This is a genomic window from Rhodoferax sp. (genome assembly GCF_028689305.1).
Classification (GTDB): domain Bacteria; phylum Pseudomonadota; class Gammaproteobacteria; order Burkholderiales; family Burkholderiaceae_C; genus Rhodoferax.
This window is the reverse complement of sequence record NZ_JAQTWM010000023.1, coordinates 1-15,482: the sequence shown is the minus strand read 5'-3', so window position 1 is coordinate 15,482 and position 15,482 is coordinate 1. Positions and strand designations below refer to the sequence as shown.

At 61.4% G+C, this 15,482-nt stretch carries 14 protein-coding genes; 9 read left to right on the top strand and 5 right to left on the bottom strand.

Translation table 11 applies throughout. The features are described 5' to 3' along the window. Positions 1 to 23 precede the first annotated feature (23 nt). Complete coding sequence (locus tag PHW99_RS07025; RefSeq protein ID WP_300175129.1) at positions 24 to 1,280, top strand: HD domain-containing phosphohydrolase; 1,257 nt, start codon at positions 24 to 26, stop codon at positions 1,278 to 1,280. A gap of 15 nt (positions 1,281 to 1,295) precedes the next feature. On the opposite strand, the gene PHW99_RS07020 is transcribed toward PHW99_RS07025, so the two are convergent. From PHW99_RS07020 to PHW99_RS07005, 4 genes are all read right to left on the bottom strand, one after another. Further along, the gene (locus PHW99_RS07020) at positions 1,296 to 1,730 is read right to left on the bottom strand and encodes a hypothetical protein (RefSeq protein WP_300175127.1); all 435 of its coding nucleotides are present in this window, start codon (positions 1,728 to 1,730) and stop codon (positions 1,296 to 1,298) included. Between the two features lie 83 nt (positions 1,731 to 1,813). After that, the gene (locus tag PHW99_RS07015) at positions 1,814 to 3,157 is read right to left on the bottom strand and encodes a glutamine synthetase family protein (RefSeq protein WP_300175125.1); all 1,344 of its coding nucleotides are present in this window, start codon (positions 3,155 to 3,157) and stop codon (positions 1,814 to 1,816) included. 42 nt (positions 3,158 to 3,199) lie between these two features. Next, complete coding sequence (locus tag PHW99_RS07010) at positions 3,200 to 4,591, bottom strand: aminopeptidase P N-terminal domain-containing protein (protein WP_300175123.1); 1,392 nt, start codon at positions 4,589 to 4,591, stop codon at positions 3,200 to 3,202. 73 nt (positions 4,592 to 4,664) lie between these two features. Next, the gene (locus PHW99_RS07005) at positions 4,665 to 5,495 is read right to left on the bottom strand and encodes a nucleotidyltransferase family protein (protein WP_300175121.1); all 831 of its coding nucleotides are present in this window, start codon (positions 5,493 to 5,495) and stop codon (positions 4,665 to 4,667) included. 232 nt (positions 5,496 to 5,727) lie between these two features. Here PHW99_RS07005 and PHW99_RS07000 point away from each other — a divergent pair, with 232 nt between their 5' ends. The 8 genes from PHW99_RS07000 (at position 5,728) to PHW99_RS06965 (ending at position 15,018) form a co-directional block, all read left to right on the top strand. Next, positions 5,728 to 6,096, top strand: coding sequence for a hypothetical protein (locus tag PHW99_RS07000; RefSeq protein ID WP_300175119.1), 369 nt, complete (start codon positions 5,728 to 5,730; stop codon positions 6,094 to 6,096). Positions 6,097 to 6,214: 118 nt separating this feature from the next. Further along, positions 6,215 to 7,249 (top strand): SPFH domain-containing protein, encoded by a 1,035-nt coding sequence (locus PHW99_RS06995; protein WP_300175117.1) that lies wholly within the window; start codon positions 6,215 to 6,217, stop codon positions 7,247 to 7,249. An 86-nt stretch (positions 7,250 to 7,335) separates the two neighbouring features. Then, the gene (locus PHW99_RS06990) at positions 7,336 to 8,850 is read left to right on the top strand and encodes a DUF4178 domain-containing protein (protein ID WP_300175115.1); all 1,515 of its coding nucleotides are present in this window, start codon (positions 7,336 to 7,338) and stop codon (positions 8,848 to 8,850) included. A gap of 37 nt (positions 8,851 to 8,887) precedes the next feature. Beyond that, positions 8,888 to 9,106, top strand: a complete 219-nt coding sequence (locus PHW99_RS06985; RefSeq protein WP_300175113.1) for a DUF350 domain-containing protein — start codon at positions 8,888 to 8,890, stop codon at positions 9,104 to 9,106. After that, on the top strand, positions 9,106 to 10,659 hold the full coding sequence (locus PHW99_RS06980; RefSeq protein WP_300175111.1) for a polyamine aminopropyltransferase: 1,554 nt from the start codon (positions 9,106 to 9,108) through the stop codon (positions 10,657 to 10,659). The genes PHW99_RS06985 and PHW99_RS06980 overlap by 1 nt, the downstream gene beginning before the upstream one ends. A 244-nt stretch (positions 10,660 to 10,903) precedes the next feature. Then, complete coding sequence (locus PHW99_RS06975) at positions 10,904 to 11,506, top strand: helix-turn-helix domain-containing protein (protein ID WP_300175178.1); 603 nt, start codon at positions 10,904 to 10,906, stop codon at positions 11,504 to 11,506. Positions 11,507 to 11,744: 238 nt separating this feature from the next. Beyond that, the gene (locus PHW99_RS06970; RefSeq protein ID WP_300175109.1) at positions 11,745 to 12,638 is read left to right on the top strand and encodes an alpha/beta fold hydrolase; all 894 of its coding nucleotides are present in this window, start codon (positions 11,745 to 11,747) and stop codon (positions 12,636 to 12,638) included. Positions 12,639 to 12,867: 229 nt separating this feature from the next. Further along, the gene (locus PHW99_RS06965) at positions 12,868 to 15,018 is read left to right on the top strand and encodes an FAD-dependent oxidoreductase (protein ID WP_300175107.1); all 2,151 of its coding nucleotides are present in this window, start codon (positions 12,868 to 12,870) and stop codon (positions 15,016 to 15,018) included. Between the two features lie 48 nt (positions 15,019 to 15,066). Here PHW99_RS06965 and PHW99_RS06960 read toward each other — a convergent pair whose 3' ends face one another. Beyond that, entirely contained in the window at positions 15,067 to 15,372 is a 306-nt protein-coding gene (locus tag PHW99_RS06960) for an NIPSNAP family protein (RefSeq protein ID WP_300175106.1), read from the bottom strand. Positions 15,373 to 15,482: the final 110 nt, after the last annotated feature.

Sequence of the window (15,482 nt, the reverse complement as noted above, 5' to 3'; positions counted from 1 at the left end):
ATTGACTCCATGAAAGGTATGGCATGACCCAGTTTCAGATCAATCTGCATGAAGCCATCTACTCGCTGTCAGACGCGCTGGATCTGGTCGGTGTGACACACATCCATCATGGCAAGCGGGTGGCGTTCATGGCGGCTGAATGCGGCAAGTGGCTGAAGTGGCCCAAGGCCCAACTGGACGACCTGTTTCAGGCGGCCATCCTGCACGACAGCGGGGTGTCAAAAACGGCGGTGCATGCCAAGCTGGCCCAGTTGGAGTGGGAGCTCGAAGGTGAGCATTGCGAGATCGGCGCCTGCCTGCTGGAGAGTTGTGCCCTGCTGCGTCCGCTGGCGCCGATCGTGCGCCATCACCACACCCATTGGACCAAGCTGCAAAACCTGGATTTACCCCCCGAAATCAAGCGTTGTGCCAACTGCATTTACCTGGTGGACCGTGTGGATGTGCTGACCCTGAAATACGTGACATCGGGCACCGACATCCTGCTGGGCAAGGATGACATCCGCGAGCAAATTCTGAGCCGGCGCGGTGACTGGTTCTGCCCCGAGCTGGTGGACGCCTTCATGGCGTTGTCTGAATCAGAAGCGTTCTGGTTCATGCTGGAAAGTGACCATGTCAACGGTTATGTGGCGACCTGGCTGGCCGAGACGCGTCAGCAGGGCATGGCGTTTGAAGACCTGAGCAGCCTGATGCACATCTTCTCCAGCATCGTTGATGCCAAGAGTCAGTTCACCAAGGAGCACTCGGACGGTGTCGCCAGCCTGGCGCGTTACCTGGGAGAACATTTGCAGCTGAGTGAAGAGCGCTGCGACATGCTGGAACTGGCTGGCTTGCTGCACGACATCGGCAAATTGCGTGTACCCGATGAGCTGCTGGAAAAAACCGGACCACTCAGCGAAGTCGAAAAACGCATCATGAGCCGTCACAGTTTTGACACCTACAACATCCTGTGCAATATCAAGGGACTGGAAAAGGTGGCTCTGTGGGCCGCCCAGCACCATGAGCGTGTGAATGGCACCGGTTATCCTTACCACACGCGTGAAGGAGCGATCTCGCTGGAGGCCCGCATCATTGCCGTGGCCGATGTGTTTCAGGCCTTGGCACAGCGTCGGCCCTACCGTGAGGCCATGACTCCCGAGGACATCCTGCTGATCCTGCACCAGCAGGTGCTCGATGGCAAGCTGGATGCAGGTGTTGTCACATGTGTGGCGGACAACCTGCAGGCCTGCTGGCGTGCTGCCATGCAGGTCATGCCCAACACGGGCCCTATGGCGTTGTCATGAAAAGCAGCAGGCGGCTCAATCCCCGCCGTGGCCTTTGTCTTTCTTGTGGTTACGATGGCCGTTGTCATGCCGATCATCACGGCGGTTGTCCCGGCCTGCCGGCGGGCCATAGTAGCGCGGTGCGTAAACTTCGCGGTACCAGCTGTCCTGGACAAAATACACCGGTTGGCCACAGGCGTTGTAACGCCGGCAGTATTTGTCCCAGTGCTTTTCATGCCCAGGCGGCACACGCAGATAAATCGGCTGGCGCACCACTGTCACCGGTGCTTGCTCAATGATGATGGGTTGCGGGTAGATCACCACGGGTGAGGGCACACGGCCCACGTCAATACGGCCATAAAACCCGGGTTGCGAGATATTGATCGAGACACCAACATCGGCTGCTGTTGCGGTGCCGTGAAGCGCCGCAACAGCCAGGATGAGGCCCAACAGTTGATTTGATTTTTTCATCAAATCATTCTAGGCGGGCACAGACAGGGGCCTGTAAGCAGACGTAAGCGGATGTTCCCCGACGTTGCCGGAGCGATGCCCCGCTAAACCTGGGGCAGTAGAAAACGCCGCTCCCAGGCGCTGACTTCGTTCAGGAAGTGATCGTATTCGAGGGCCTTGACCGCGCAGTAGCCGGTCACAAAATCCTCGCCAAAAACCTCGCGGGCCCAATGGCTGTGCTGCATCCTGGGCAGGGCCGCTTCCATGCTGCGCGGCAAACCGTGGGCGGCGTCATACCCATTGCCAGCCAGGGGGGGCGAGGGCTGCAATTGCGCCTCGATGCCGGCCAGACCGGCCGCCAGCGATGCGGCGATGGCCAGGTAGGGATTGGCATCCGCCCCGGCCACACGGTTTTCCACGCGCCGTGCAGCGGAGGAACTGGCTGGGATACGCAGTCCGGTGGTGCGGTTGTCGTAACCCCACTGCAGATTCACCGGAGCCTGGCTGCCCGACACGTAGCGGCGATAAGAATTCACGTTGGGGGCCAACATCAGCATCACTTCCGGCCCGTAGGTCTGCAGCCCGGCGATGAATTGGCCAAACAGCGCAGTCTCGCTGCCGTCCTTCTGGCTGAAGATGTTGTGCCCATCGGCATCCACCACACTTTGATGCAGGTGCATGGAACTGCCCGCACTGCCCGCGATCGGCTTGGCCATGAAGACCGCATTGAGCCCGTGTTTCAGCGCAATTTCGCGGGCGGCGTATTTGAACAGGAAGGCCTGGTCCGCCACGGCCACCGGGTCGCCATGCATCAGGTTGATCTCGTACTGCGTCGGGCCGACTTCGTGGATCCAGGTGTCGGCCGCCACGTTCAGTGTGGCCAGCGCGGCGCGGAACTCGTCCCAGAACGGCGCCAGTTCATTGAGCATGTTCAGGCTGAAGGCGCTTTGTCCCACCTCGGCGCGGCCACCGCGCACGGCTGGCGGCATCAAGGCCTGTGCCGGGTCGATGTTGGCTGCGGTCAGGTAAAACTCGATCTCGGGCGCGACGACCGGGCGCCAACCCCGTGCCGCGTAGCGGGTCAGCACCTTTTTGAGGGTGCTGCGCGGGGCAAATTGGCACAACTCACCATTGAGCTCCAGGCAGTCATGCACCACCACCGCCCGTGGCACGCTGGCCCAGGGTGCCAGGGTCAGGGTGTGGTGGTCGGGCACCATGCGTACGTCGGGGTCCGAGTCGGGAAACACCGGGTTGTACGAATACTCGCCAGTGATCGCCTGCATCGGGATGGCCTGGCAGATGCGCAGCTCGGCGCCGGCGGCAAAGCTGGCAGCAGGCATCAGCTTGCCGCGCGGGTAGCCTGACATGTCGGGAAAGATGCACTCCACATCACGCACCCCGTGCTGGTTGAAAAATGCGGCAAGTTGCTCAGAGGTCTGTAATGGCATGGTGTCGGGCGTGGTTGAGGTCGTGGCGGAATGGGGCACGGTTCAGCGCATCAGCGCCTCGATCTCGGCCACTTGCACCGGCACGTCGCGGGTGATCAGTTCGCAGCCCGAGTCGGTCACGAGGGCATCGTCCTCGATGCGGATGCCGATGTTGTGGAACTGCTCGGGCACATTCGCGCTGGGGCGGACATAGATGCCGGGCTCAATCGTCAGCGCCATGCCGGCGCGCAGGATGCGTGCTGGCCGGTTGCGGATGATGTCGCCAGTCAAGGCGTCCTTGCGGGTGCTGACCTGGCCAATTTCCGAGGGTTCGGTATACGCGCCGCAGTCATGCACGTCCATGCCCAGCCAGTGGCCGGTGCGATGCATGTAAAACGGGAAGTAGCTGCGGTTCTCGATCACATCGTCGAGTGTGCCCGCCTTGTTTTTATCGAGCAGGCCGACGTCCAGCATGCCCTGCGCCAGCACCTTGACGGTGGCGTCATGCGGGTCGGTGAACCGGGCGCCGGCCTTGGTGGCCGCCACCGCGGCGTCCTGCGAGGCCAGAACCAGTTCATACAAGGTGCGTTGGGGGCCGGTGAAGCTGCCGTTGGCCGGAAAGGTGCGGGTGATGTCGCTGGCGTAGCCGTCCAACTCGCAGGCGGCGTCGATCAGGACCAGCTCGCCGTCTCTCACCAGGCCAGCGTCAGCCCGGTAATGCAGTACGCAGGCGTTGGCCCCGGCGGCCACGATCGAGCCATAGGCGGGGTACTGCGAGCCACACTGGCGAAACTCGTGCAGCAACTCGGCATCCAGGTGGTACTCACGCACTTCCTGGCCGGCCCGCAGCATCCGGGCGCTACGCTGCATGGCGCGGATGTGGGCGCGGGCACTGATCTGCGCGGCGCGGCGCATGATGGCCTGTTCATGCGTGTCCTTGACCAGACGCATCTCATCCAGCACGGCACACAGGTCGTGCTGCTGTTGCGGGCACAGCGTGCCGTAACGCACGCGGGTGCGCAAACTGCCCAGCCAACCGTCCATGCGCGACTCCAGCCCCGGGTGGATGGCAAACGGGTACCAGACAGTCTGGCACCCGTCGAGCAGGCCGGGCAGCCGGGTATCCAGTTCGGTCACCGAGAACGCGGCATCCACACCGAGGGCTGGCGGCGCCGCCTCCGGCCCCAGGCGCAGGCCGTCCCAGATTTCGCGCTCCAGGTCCTTGGGCTGGCAAAACAGGGTGGTGTGACCGTCGCCGGTGATGACCAGCCACGCTTTGGGTTCGGTAAAGCCGCAGAGGTAGTAGAAATAGCTGTCGTGGCGAAACAGAAAGTCGCTGTCGCGGTTGCGTTGCTGCTCGGAAGCGGTGGGCACGACGGCAATGCCACCCGGGCCAATCTGGCGGGCCAGTTCGGCGCGGCGCCGGGCATAAACGGAGTTGCTGGAAACAGTCATAAGTGAGTCTGGTGAGGTGGAAAGTGAAGGCGGGTCAGCCAAACCGGCCGAGGCCCAAGGGTAGCAAGATTTTTCAGTCGGTGTTGAGCTGGGCCAGCCGCTGCGGGGTGCCGACATCGGTCCAATCACCGGTGTACAACTCAGCCGACACCAGGCCCTGGTCCATGGCGGCGCGCAACAGCGGCGCCAGTGCGGCCTTGGTGCCTTGCGGGTTGCCCGCGGGGATGGGACACCAGGGTGGCGCAAACAGGGCGCGGTGGTACAGACCGATGGTGGAATAGGTGTAGCGCGGGCGCGGGTCGTCGGCGGCGAGGTTCAGCGCCAGTCCGCTGGCGGCATCCAGCCCAAAATCGCCGCGCGGGTTGTGCGCCGGATTGGGCACCAGCCACAAATGGGCCAGCAGGCCACTGCGCGCAAAACGCGCGGCCGCCTGGCCATTGAATTCGAAACCAGGCGTGAAGACATCACCGGCCAGCACCCAGAACACTTCGCCGCCGCCTTCAACGGCTGGCGGGCACAGCAGTGGCAGGGCGCGGCAGATGCCGCCAGCAGTCTCCAATGCCGCACCAAAATCACGCCCCTCGTGGGAATAGCTGATCTGAATTTGCTCTATATTTAATAGCATGTCAGGCTTATTTTGTCCGGGCTGGATGGCAAAATGGCTTTGAAAAGTGTCGGGAATCAGGTCGCCCAGCCAGGCGGTATTGATGACGGCCCGGTGACAGCCGCCACGCAGCAGCGCCTCCAGTTGCCATTGCAGCAGGGACTTGCCCCGCACCAGCAGCAGGGGTTTCGGACAACGATCAGTCAGGGGCCGCATGCGCTCGCCGCGACCTGCGGCCAGCAACATGGCAGGGACCTGGAGACGAGCGGGGGATGCGGTGGTGGTGGGCGACCAAGACATGTCAAAAACTTTGAAAACTGCCGGTGAGCATAGCCCAAACCGGGCTGCAACGTCGCTTATCCCGGACAAAACAGCCGCCAATTGCAAGCACTTGTAACCAATGTCACGCCAGAGGCCGGGGCGTTACGTTTGTCATGAAGGGGCCAAAAAAGTGCGTTACCTTCGGGTCACATTAAGACTTGGGGCCGGTTTTTGTGACTGGCTGACTTTTTCACCGATCTGGGAGTTTTTCATGAACAAATCTTTTTCTTCTCTGTTGTTGACGCTGTTGTTGGCAGTGACCGCCGGTTCCGCACTGGCACAGGAAGGCGCTGCCGCCAGCCCGGTTCAACCCGTGGTTCAGGTTGCCACAGCCAATCCGCAGACGCCGGTGATGTCACATGAAGTGGCTTCCCTGATGCAAACGCTGCAAAAAGCCCAGGCGCAATACCGCCGCAGTGGCAACGCGCAGGATCTGGCCCGTGTCGAGGCGGTGCGCCGCGAGTTGGCCAGCCGTGGCTTTGGCCGGGTCACCCGTCCGGCACCGGTCATGATGGCCCAGACGCAGTCCGCCAATCCGATGGCCGGCGAGCAAGTGGTGCGTGTGAGCGTGGCCGAATAAATCGCAGCCGGTTCAACTGGCGGCGATGCGCGCCCACCCTGGCAGAGTTGCCAGGGTGGGCGTTGTCATTTGGGGCCTGTGTATCATTGCCGCAGCATCATCCCCTTAGGAGCAGCACATGGCACTCATGGACTTCATCAAGAAACAGTTCATCGACATCATTCAGTGGACCGAAGACGACGATGGCACACTGGTCTGGCGTTTCCCGATGGCCGAGATGGAAATCCAGAACGGTGCCCAGCTGGTGGTGCGCGAGTCGCAGATGGCGCTGTTTGTCAACGAAGGCAAGGTCGCCGACGTGTTTGGTCCCGGCACCTACACGCTCACCACACAAACCCTGCCGGTGCTGACTTACCTGAAAAACTGGGACAAGCTGTTTGAGTCCCCGTTCAAGAGTGACGTGTATTTTTTCAGCGCACGCCAGCAGCTCGACCAGAAGTGGGGCACCCCGCAGCCAATCACCATCCGCGATGCTGACTTTGGCGCGGTGCGCCTGCGTGCCTTTGGCAACTACAACTTCCACATCGCCGACCCGAAACTGTTCCATACCCAGGTGTCGGGCACCCGCGAGCGTTATGAGACGGCGGACGTCGACGGCCAGTTGCGTGGCCTGGTGTTGCAGAACATCAGCAACGCCGTGGCCAGCAGTGGCATCGCCTTTCTGGATCTGGCGGCCAATCAACTCAGCTTCGCCCAGGCGCTGACACGCCAGCTGGCGCCCGAATTCGAGAAGATCGGTTTGACACTCGACGGCATGACGGTGCAGAACGTCTCATTGCCCGAAGAGTTGCAAAAGGTGCTGGATCAAAAAATCGGCATGGGCATGGTTGGCAACGACATGGGCAAGTTCATGCAGTACCAGACGGCACAAGCCATTCCAAAGTTTGCTGAAGGCGCCGGATCAGGCGGCGGCAGCGGCATTGCCGGTGACGCCATGGGGCTGGGCGCCGGCGTGGCGCTGGGTCAGGTGCTGGCGCAGAACCTGGCCGCCGGCTTGCAGTCTGCTCCGGCTGCCGCAGCGTCAGTGGCCAGTGTGAAGCCTGAAGAGGTGATGGCCACGCTGGAAAAATTGGGTGATCTCAAGGCCAAGGGCATCCTGACGCAGTCAGAGTTTGATGCGAAGAAGGCGGAACTGTTGAAAAAACTGGTTTGAACCGGTTTTGCAGCCTGCCATGGCTTGTTTTTTGATCGGGTCTATGAAGAAGTACCCCCGAATGGGTCGCATGGGGAGACAGGCGCATGGCCACTAGCCCCAGTCAGCGCCATTACCGTGCACCTTGCCCGGGCTGCGGCGCGCCCGTGGCGTTTGCCAGCGCGCAGTCTACCCATGCGGTCTGTGGCTACTGCCAGAGCAGCATCGTGCGTGATGGCGAGACCCTCTCACGCATCGGCAAGATGGCCGAGCTGTTTGAAGACCACAGCCCGCTGCAGTTGCATAGCGCGGGTCAGTGGCAGGGCCAGGCATTTACCCTGGTGGGGCGGCTGCAATACAAATACCCTGAAGGCACCTGGACCGAATGGCATGCCGTGCTGGCAGACGGCAGCAGCGCCTACCTGAGTGAAGACAACGGCGCTTATGTGTGGGCCGTCCCTCAGGCCGTGCCGCGTGAGTTGCCGCCCGCCGAGCGTTTCCGCGTTGGCGCCAGCACCACCATCAATGGCCAGTCCTTCAGCGTGGCGGCCAACACGCCGGTGATGTTGCTGGCCGCGCAAGGCGAGTTGCCACATCTGCCCGCGCTGGGCCAGTCGTTTGCCATGGTGGAGTTGCGCAGCCAGAGCAACGCAGCGGTGCTGAGCCTGGACTACGGCAGTCAACCGCCAACCGTGGCTCTGGGCCAGTCGGTGCAGCTGGAAGACCTGCAGCTTACTGGCCTGCGGGACGAATCGGCCAAAACCGAGGCCGGCCGCCAGTTCAATTGCCCGAACTGCGGCGCGCCGGTGACGGTGGCGCTGGCCACCAGCCAGAGCATCACCTGTGGGGCCTGCAACAGCCTGATTGATGTGTCACAAGGTATAGGCGGCGAGCTCAAACACGCCATCCAGGACGAGCCGGTGCAGCCTTTGATTGCCCTGGGCAGTGTGGGTCAGCTGCAGGGCCGGTCCTGGCAGGTGGTGGGTTTCCAGCACCGCATGGGTGTGGACCCCAGTGACCCGGACGAACACTTTGGCTGGGAAGAATATCTGCTCTACAACCAGAAGCGGGGTTTCATTTTTCTGGTGGATTCCACCGAGGGCTGGAGTGTGGTCAAACCCGCCACCGGCGCTCCTGTGCTGAGCAGCAACGGCCAGACCGCAGCCTACCTGGGAACCACTTACCGGCTCAAAGAGAGCTACGATGCCGAGACGACTTACGCACTGGGCGAGTTCTACTGGCAGGTCACACGCGGGCAACGTACCGCCAATCGCGACTTTGCCAGCGGTGCCAACCTGCTGTCGCTGGAGCAATCGGCGACGGAACAGGTCTGGTCGCTTGGCAGCAAGATCGACAGTGCCAAGGTGGCCGAGGCCTTCAAGCTGGATGAGAAGAAAGACCTGTTCCAGCGGGGGGATGTTGGCCCGGCCAGTGCCAACGCCGCCATGAGTGTGCGCACGCTGATCGTCATCTTTGTGGTGTTGCTGTTGCTGGCCATGCTGATCAGCCGCTGTTCCAGCTGTGATCCGGCGGTGGAAAACTGCTCGTCGTCCTACAGCAGCAGCTCACGCAGTTCGGGCGGGTCATTTGGTGGTTTTTCCAGTGGCGGTGGACACAAATGAGACGTGGTTGTCATTCACATTTTTGAAGGAGATCAGCATGGGTATGGAATGGATCAGGCCGGGGGTGTTGCTGGGCTCACTGGTATTTGCGCTGATGGGGGTGGTCATTTTCTGGCTGGCCTTCATCGTCATTGACAAACTCACGCCCTACAACCTGTGGGAAGAAATCGTTGAGAAACAAAACAAGGCGCTGGCCATGGTGGTGGCAGCCATGTCGCTGGGCATCTGTCTGATCGTGGCGGCCGCCATCCACTGATGGCGGTGGCGGGGTCAGGCGGGCCGCGCCCGCTGGAGGTGGCGCTGCTGGCCTCGGTGTTTGTCGTCTCGGCCTGCGGGCTGGTGTACGAACTGGCGGCAGGGGCGCTGGCGTCTTATCTGCTGGGCGACTCGGTCCTGCAGTTTTCCACCATCATCGGCAGCTACCTGTTTGCCATGGGGATTGGTTCGTATCTGTCGCGCTTTTTCGAGCGCCAGTTACCAGCCCATTTTCTACGCATTGAACTGTTGGTCGCCCTGGTGGGGGGCTGCTTGCCGGCGCTGTTGTTTGTCGCCAATGCCATGTTGCCTGGTGCCTTCCGGCTGCTGCTGTACGGGCTGGTGCTGGTGGTCGGTACGCTGGTGGGGTTGGAGATTCCGCTGGTGATGCGCATCCTCAAGCGCAATGTGGCGCTCAAAGACCTGGTGTCACAAGTGCTCACCTTTGACTACCTGGGCGCGCTGGCGGTGTCGCTGGCGTTTCCGCTGTTGTTGGTGCCGCAGCTGGGGCTGGTGCGAACCGGTCTGTTGTTTGGTCTGATGAATGCCGGCGTGGCGGTATGGGCGTTGTGGCTGTTTCGTCATGAGCTGCGCCGCTTGCGGGCGCACGCCCTGGCCTGCGGACTCACGCTTGCCGCGTTGGCGGCGGGCCTGGCTGGCGCCGACCACGTGACCACCTGGGCGGAAGACAAGCTGTACCAGGACCGGGTGGTGTTTGCCCAGACCACACCGTACCAGCGGATTGTGGTCAGCCATGGCCCGGGCGAGGGGCGTGCCGGCTACCGCTTGTTTCTCAATGGCAACCTGCAGTTTGCCCAGCGTGACGAATACCGTTACCACGAGGCCCTGGTACACCCGGTGATGGCGGCTTATGCGGCCAATGGGGGGGCGAAAAAAGTCGCTGTACTGGGCGGCGGCGATGGCATGGCGGTGCGCGAAATCCTCAAATACCCCGGCGTCGGGAGTGTCACCCTGATCGAGCTGGACCCGGCCATGACCGAGCTGTTCACACATCAGCCGGTGCTCTCGGCACTCAACGGTGGTGCCCTGCAGTCACCGAAGGTCAAAGTGGTGAATGCCGACGCTTTCAGCTGGCTGGAGCACACGCCGGAGGTGTTTGACGTGATCGTGGTGGACTTCCCCGACCCGACCAACTTCAACATCGGCAAGCTCTACACCAACTCGTTTTACGCCCTGCTGGACAAACACCTGGCGGCCAGCGGCTATGCGGTGATCCAGACCACTTCACCGCTGGTGGCACGCCAGAGCTTCTGGACCGTGGTGACCACCATCGAGTCAGCCGGCCTGACGGCCACGCCCTACCATGCACATGTGCCGAGTTTTGGCGAATGGGGTTATGTGGTTGCCAGCCGGAGACCCTACCGCCTGCCCACTGCGCTGCCCGCTGGCTTGCGTTTCCTGGACCTGCACAGCCTGCCGACGTTGTTTGACTTCCCGCTGGACATGGCCCGCGTGCCAGCCGAGGTCAACCGCCTGTCGAACCAGGTGCTGGTGACAACCTACGAAATGGAATGGGGTCGCGTGGCGCGGTAGGAGACCGGGCAGCGGAAACGAAGGGAGGCGAAGTGTTGATGATCAAGTTGTTGCGCGAGCGTCTATCGGAAATGGGGTTGTTTGCCGACCGAATGGTCCAAAGGTGAACAAGTAGGGCAGACCCCCATGCCAGGCGACACGTTGCCGTGGTTCACATCGAAGATGGCTGGAAACCACCTATTGCCCAATGTTTGGGGTATTTTGTAATTTCGTACAAGTGTGCTAAATTATGTACATCATGAATCTGGAAGCCAAAACCGCCAAGAGCGAAATGACACGCACCGCCATCGTCGGTGCTGCGCTCGACCTCGCCGCGGCCGAGGGGTTGGAAGCCCTGACGTTGCAGGCGGTGGCTGATCGCATTGGCCTGTCCAAAAGCGGCGTGTTCTCGCGCGTCGGCTCGCGCGAGGCATTGCAGAAGGCGGTGATTGAGGAATTCGGTCGGCGTTTCCTGGCCGACGTGTTTGTGCCCGCGATGCAAAAGCCCCAGGGACTACCGCGGCTGAACGAAATTGTGCAGCGTTGGATCGTGCGCATGCGTGACGTCGAAGTCCAAAGCGGCTGCATTTTCACCGCTGGCGCCTTCGAGCTGGATGACCGCGAAGGTGAGCTGCGTGACCTGTTGTTCCAGGAAATTTCACGCTGGCGTGCCGCCTTGCGCCGTACCGTGTTACAGGCGGTGGAAGCCGGCCACCTGAAACCGGACACCATGCCAGAACAACTGGTCGGCGAGATCTACGGCATTGCCATTGGCCTGTTGCACGACGCACGTTTCCTGCGCGACCCGACTGCCGCTGAGCGTGCCAGGGCCACCTGGCAGCGCTTGCTGCAGAGCTACCAGCCTTAACCCCTGCCAATCCGTTGCTCCTGATGTTTGCCCTATTTTTTCTTAAATTTCGCACAATCGTGCTAAGAAAGGAATTGCCATGTGGATTGTCATTTTCAGTCTCGGCCTCTATCTGCTGATTCGTGGCGTGATCGCCGTCTTCGCCTTGGTGCGCAATCTGCCGCGCAACAACAACGACTGGATTTTCTACTGAGCCCAACCCAGGTCGCGTCACACCACACACTCGCAGGATACTGCCATGACATCCCCCGCCTCAACATCGTCCCCGACCTACTTCAGCAAGAGTCCTGCCATGCGACTGTTCCGCCTGGGCCTGGGCGCCTCGCAGCGCCTGTGGCCCAGCTTGGCCGTGCACGCCGCCTACCGCTTGTTCGGCACGCCGCTGCCGGTGCGTCCGTTCAGCGGGCTGAGCCAGCATCGAAACTGGCAGACCGGCTGGCAGACCGAACGCTGGCCGTTCGAACGTGCCAGCCTGACACTCTACACACGAGCCACCGCCGCCCCCGGGCCGATCGTGCTGCTGGTGCATGGCTGGGGCGGTCACGCTGGCCAGATGCTGGCGCTGGCAGAGGCGTTGCGTGCCCAGGGTCTGCAGCCAGTCATGGTGGACATGCCGGCGCACGGACGCAGCACCGGTATGGTCAGCAACCTGCCGCAGTTTGCTCGTGCCGTGGAATACCTGGCCGCGCGCCTGCAGCAGCAGGGACACACGCTGCACGCCGTGGTGGCGCATTCGCTTGGCGCCAATGCAGCTGCCTACGCTATCAGTCGCGGTGTGCAATCGCAGCGGCTGGTGCTGCTGGCGCCGCCGGCTTCACCGCATGAGTACACCCGGCTGTTCGCTCGCATGTTCGGTCTGAACGAAGCCACACGCGCAGCCATGCAGCAGCGCATCGAAGCGCGCGAGGGTATTCTCATGCCGCAGTTCGAACCCCAGGCTGTGGGGCCGCGCATTTCCGTGCCGACGCTGGTGGTGCATGACCGTGGCGACCGCATCAATGGTTTTGCTGACGGCCTGGCCTACAGCCGCGCCATTGCCGGCGCGCAGCTGCTGGCTACCGAAAACCTGGGCCATGCCAAGATACTCAAGGATGAACGGGTGCTGGCCAAGGTGGTGCGCTTCGTTGCCTGACCCTCTGCCGCAGGGCCGGTCACATGCCTGTCGCGTATCGGAAATGTGGTTGCTGCTGTGGCCCAGGACAGGCGGGATGCAGTTATGGCCGCTGAGTTCGCGGCTGATGGCTGTCCCATCAGGCCTGCCGCTCGTCCGCAATGTAAGAATCCGGATATCACGCCCGACGATGTCTGTACAGGGACATCGTTTGTTGCCTCACCGAAGTCAAAACGCCTATGGGCAACCCATGAAAAAAATACTGATTCTCGGCACCGCTGCCTTGCTGGCCTGGGGGTTCCTGGCGCTGGATTTGCACCACTATCTGACCCTGGACGGCATGAAAGCCAATCTCGGGCAATTTGAAGCACAACGTGCGGCGTCTCCGGTCCGTGTTGGCATGATCTTTTTTGCCGTCTACGTGATGGTCACGGCGCTATCGCTGCCGGGTGCGGTGATTTTGACGCTGGCTGCCGGGGCCTTGTTTGGCTTGTTCATGGGCACCTTGATCGTGTCGTTTGCTTCGAGCATCGGGGCGACGCTGGCGTTTCTGGCTTCACGTCATGTGCTGCGTGATGTGCTCCAGCGTCGTTTTGGTGATCGTCTGCAAGCCATCAATGATGGCATGACCAAAGACGGCCCCCTTTACTTGTTCACCTTGCGACTGGTGCCCATCTTTCCGTTTTTCTTGATCAACTTGCTGATGGGCCTGACGCCGGTTCGAACCGTCAGCTATTACTGGGTCAGCCAGCTGGGCATGTTGGCCGGCACGCTGGTTTATGTCAACGCTGGCACCGAGCTGGCCCGCATCACCAGTTTGTCTGGCTTGGTGTCGCCCGGCCTGTTGCTGTCCTTCGCATTGCTCGGCATTTTTCCTATGCTGGCCAAACAGGTCATGGCGCTTCTGCAGCGTCGCCGCGTGTATGCCCAATGGCAACGGCCGCGCATCTTTGACCGCAACCTGATCGTCATCGGTGGTGGTGCCGCCGGTTTGGTGACGTCCTACATTGCGGCGGCGGTCAAAGCCAAGGTGACGCTGGTTGAAGCGCACAAAATGGGGGGGGACTGCCTGAACTATGGCTGTGTGCCGAGCAAGGCCCTGATCAAGTCGGCGCGTGTGGCCTACCAGATGCGTCATGCCGAGCACTACGGCCTGAGCGCCTCTGAGCCGAAGCTCAGCTTTCGCAAGGTCATGGCCCGGGTGCAGAAGGTGATTGCCGAAGTGGCTCCGCATGACAGCGTGGCGCGCTACACGCAACTGGGTGTGGAGGTTCTTGAAGGTCAGGCCCGCATCATCGATCCATGGACGGTTGACATCCAGCTGAACCATGGCGGCACCCAACGGCTGACCACGCGCGCCATCGTCATCGCTGCCGGGGCACGGCCTTGGGTGCCGCCATTGCCTGGACTTGAGGACGTCGGTTATGTCACCAGCGACACCTTGTGGGAGGAATTTGCCAAGCTGGATGCGCCGCCAGCGCGTCTGGTGGTGCTCGGTGGCGGCCCGATTGGGTGTGAGCTGGCGCAGTGTTTTGCCCGCCTGGGCTCCCGGGTGACCCAGATCGAGATGGCCGCTCGCCTCCTGATCCGTGAAGACGTCGAGGTCTCCGACCTGGCCCGTGCCGCCCTGATGCGCGATGGCATCGACGTGTTGACAGACCACCAGGCTTTGCGGTGTGAACGTGCCGGTGATCGCAAATTCATCGTGGTGGAGCATCAGGGTCAGGAGCAACGCATTGAATTCGACGCATTGCTCTGCGCCGTGGGACGGGTTGCCCGCTTGCAGGGTTATGGTCTGGAAGCGCTGGGGATTCCCACCCAGCGCACTGTCGGCGTGAATGATTATCTGGAAACCCTGTACCCCAACATCTATGCTGCCGGTGACGTGGCTGGCCCCTATCAATTCACCCACACCGCCGGCCACATGGCGTGGTATGCCGCCGTGAACGCACTGTTTGGTGATTTCAAAAAGTTCAAGGTCGACTATTCGGTCGTGCCCTGGGTGACCTTTATCGACCCCGAGGTGGCGCGCGTGGGCTTGAACGAGCAGGATGCCAAAGAAAAGGCTATCCCCTACGAGGTGACCAGGTACGGCCTGGATGAGCTGGACCGTGCCATCACCGATGGTGTTGCCCATGGTTTTGTCAAGGTCCTGACGGTTCCAGGCAAGGATCGGATTCTGGGGGTGACCATCGTTGGTGAACACGCGGGGGACTTGCTGGCCGAGTTTGTACTGGCCATGAAACACGGCCTGGGACTCAACAAGATCCTCGGTACCCTCCATGCCTACCCCACCCTGGCAGAAGCCAACAAATACGTCGCCGGTGCATGGAAGCGAGCCCATGCACCGCAAAAAGTATTGGCCTGGCTGGAGCGCTACCACAGCTGGCGCAGGTCCTGACCGGCGGCCCAGCGCCTTCAGACCGGTGTGTGTGGATGGGATTTCCCTTTACCCGAAAACCGGTCTGAAAAAACTGCGCTCATAACTGATGAAGCAGCGGGTGTCTTCGGCGTATTGGAAGGCCGCCTGGCACTGCGGGTCTTGCAAAGATCGGATTCGGTAGTCCTCATACAGCGCCAGACTGGGAAAGCTGAACATCGCCAAGGCCACGTTGCTGGCCCCTTCTGAGGGCAGAAAGTAGCCGTGGTGCTGGCCGCCAAACTTCTCGACCAGGGGAATCCAGAGCTTGCCGTAGTGCTCAAATTCCTTGAGCTTGTACGGGTCAATGATGTAACGCAGGTAGCAGGTCACCATGTTTGTTGCTCCTTCAAGTCAACCAAAAGGGTCAATGGGTTTTGTGGCATGGGTTGTTTAAAAAAATAAATCGTTCGCCAAGTCTATGGGCTGCCTGCTCTGGCGCAAAA

What these genes read in the sequence shown, in the direction of transcription:
- PHW99_RS06985 (WP_300175113.1), top strand. Translation starts at nt 8,888, where the DNA reads ATGGGTATGGAATGGATCAGGCCGGGGGTGTTGCTGGGCTCACTGGTA.
- PHW99_RS06990 (WP_300175115.1), top strand. Translation starts at nt 7,336, where the DNA reads ATGGCCACTAGCCCCAGTCAGCGCCATTACCGTGCACCTTGCCCGGGC.
- PHW99_RS06980 (WP_300175111.1), top strand. Translation starts at nt 9,106, where the DNA reads ATGGCGGTGGCGGGGTCAGGCGGGCCGCGCCCGCTGGAGGTGGCGCTG.
- PHW99_RS07000 (WP_300175119.1), top strand. Translation starts at nt 5,728, where the DNA reads ATGAACAAATCTTTTTCTTCTCTGTTGTTGACGCTGTTGTTGGCAGTG.
- PHW99_RS07025 (WP_300175129.1), top strand. Translation starts at nt 24, where the DNA reads ATGACCCAGTTTCAGATCAATCTGCATGAAGCCATCTACTCGCTGTCA.
- PHW99_RS06995 (WP_300175117.1), top strand. Translation starts at nt 6,215, where the DNA reads ATGGCACTCATGGACTTCATCAAGAAACAGTTCATCGACATCATTCAG.
- PHW99_RS07010 (WP_300175123.1), bottom strand. Translation starts at nt 4,591, where the DNA reads ATGACTGTTTCCAGCAACTCCGTTTATGCCCGGCGCCGCGCCGAACTG.
- PHW99_RS07005 (WP_300175121.1), bottom strand. Translation starts at nt 5,495, where the DNA reads ATGTCTTGGTCGCCCACCACCACCGCATCCCCCGCTCGTCTCCAGGTC.
- PHW99_RS06970 (WP_300175109.1), top strand. Translation starts at nt 11,745, where the DNA reads ATGACATCCCCCGCCTCAACATCGTCCCCGACCTACTTCAGCAAGAGT.
- PHW99_RS07020 (WP_300175127.1), bottom strand. Translation starts at nt 1,730, where the DNA reads ATGAAAAAATCAAATCAACTGTTGGGCCTCATCCTGGCTGTTGCGGCG.
- PHW99_RS06965 (WP_300175107.1), top strand. Translation starts at nt 12,868, where the DNA reads ATGAAAAAAATACTGATTCTCGGCACCGCTGCCTTGCTGGCCTGGGGG.
- PHW99_RS07015 (WP_300175125.1), bottom strand. Translation starts at nt 3,157, where the DNA reads ATGCCATTACAGACCTCTGAGCAACTTGCCGCATTTTTCAACCAGCAC.
- PHW99_RS06960 (WP_300175106.1), bottom strand. Translation starts at nt 15,372, where the DNA reads ATGGTGACCTGCTACCTGCGTTACATCATTGACCCGTACAAGCTCAAG.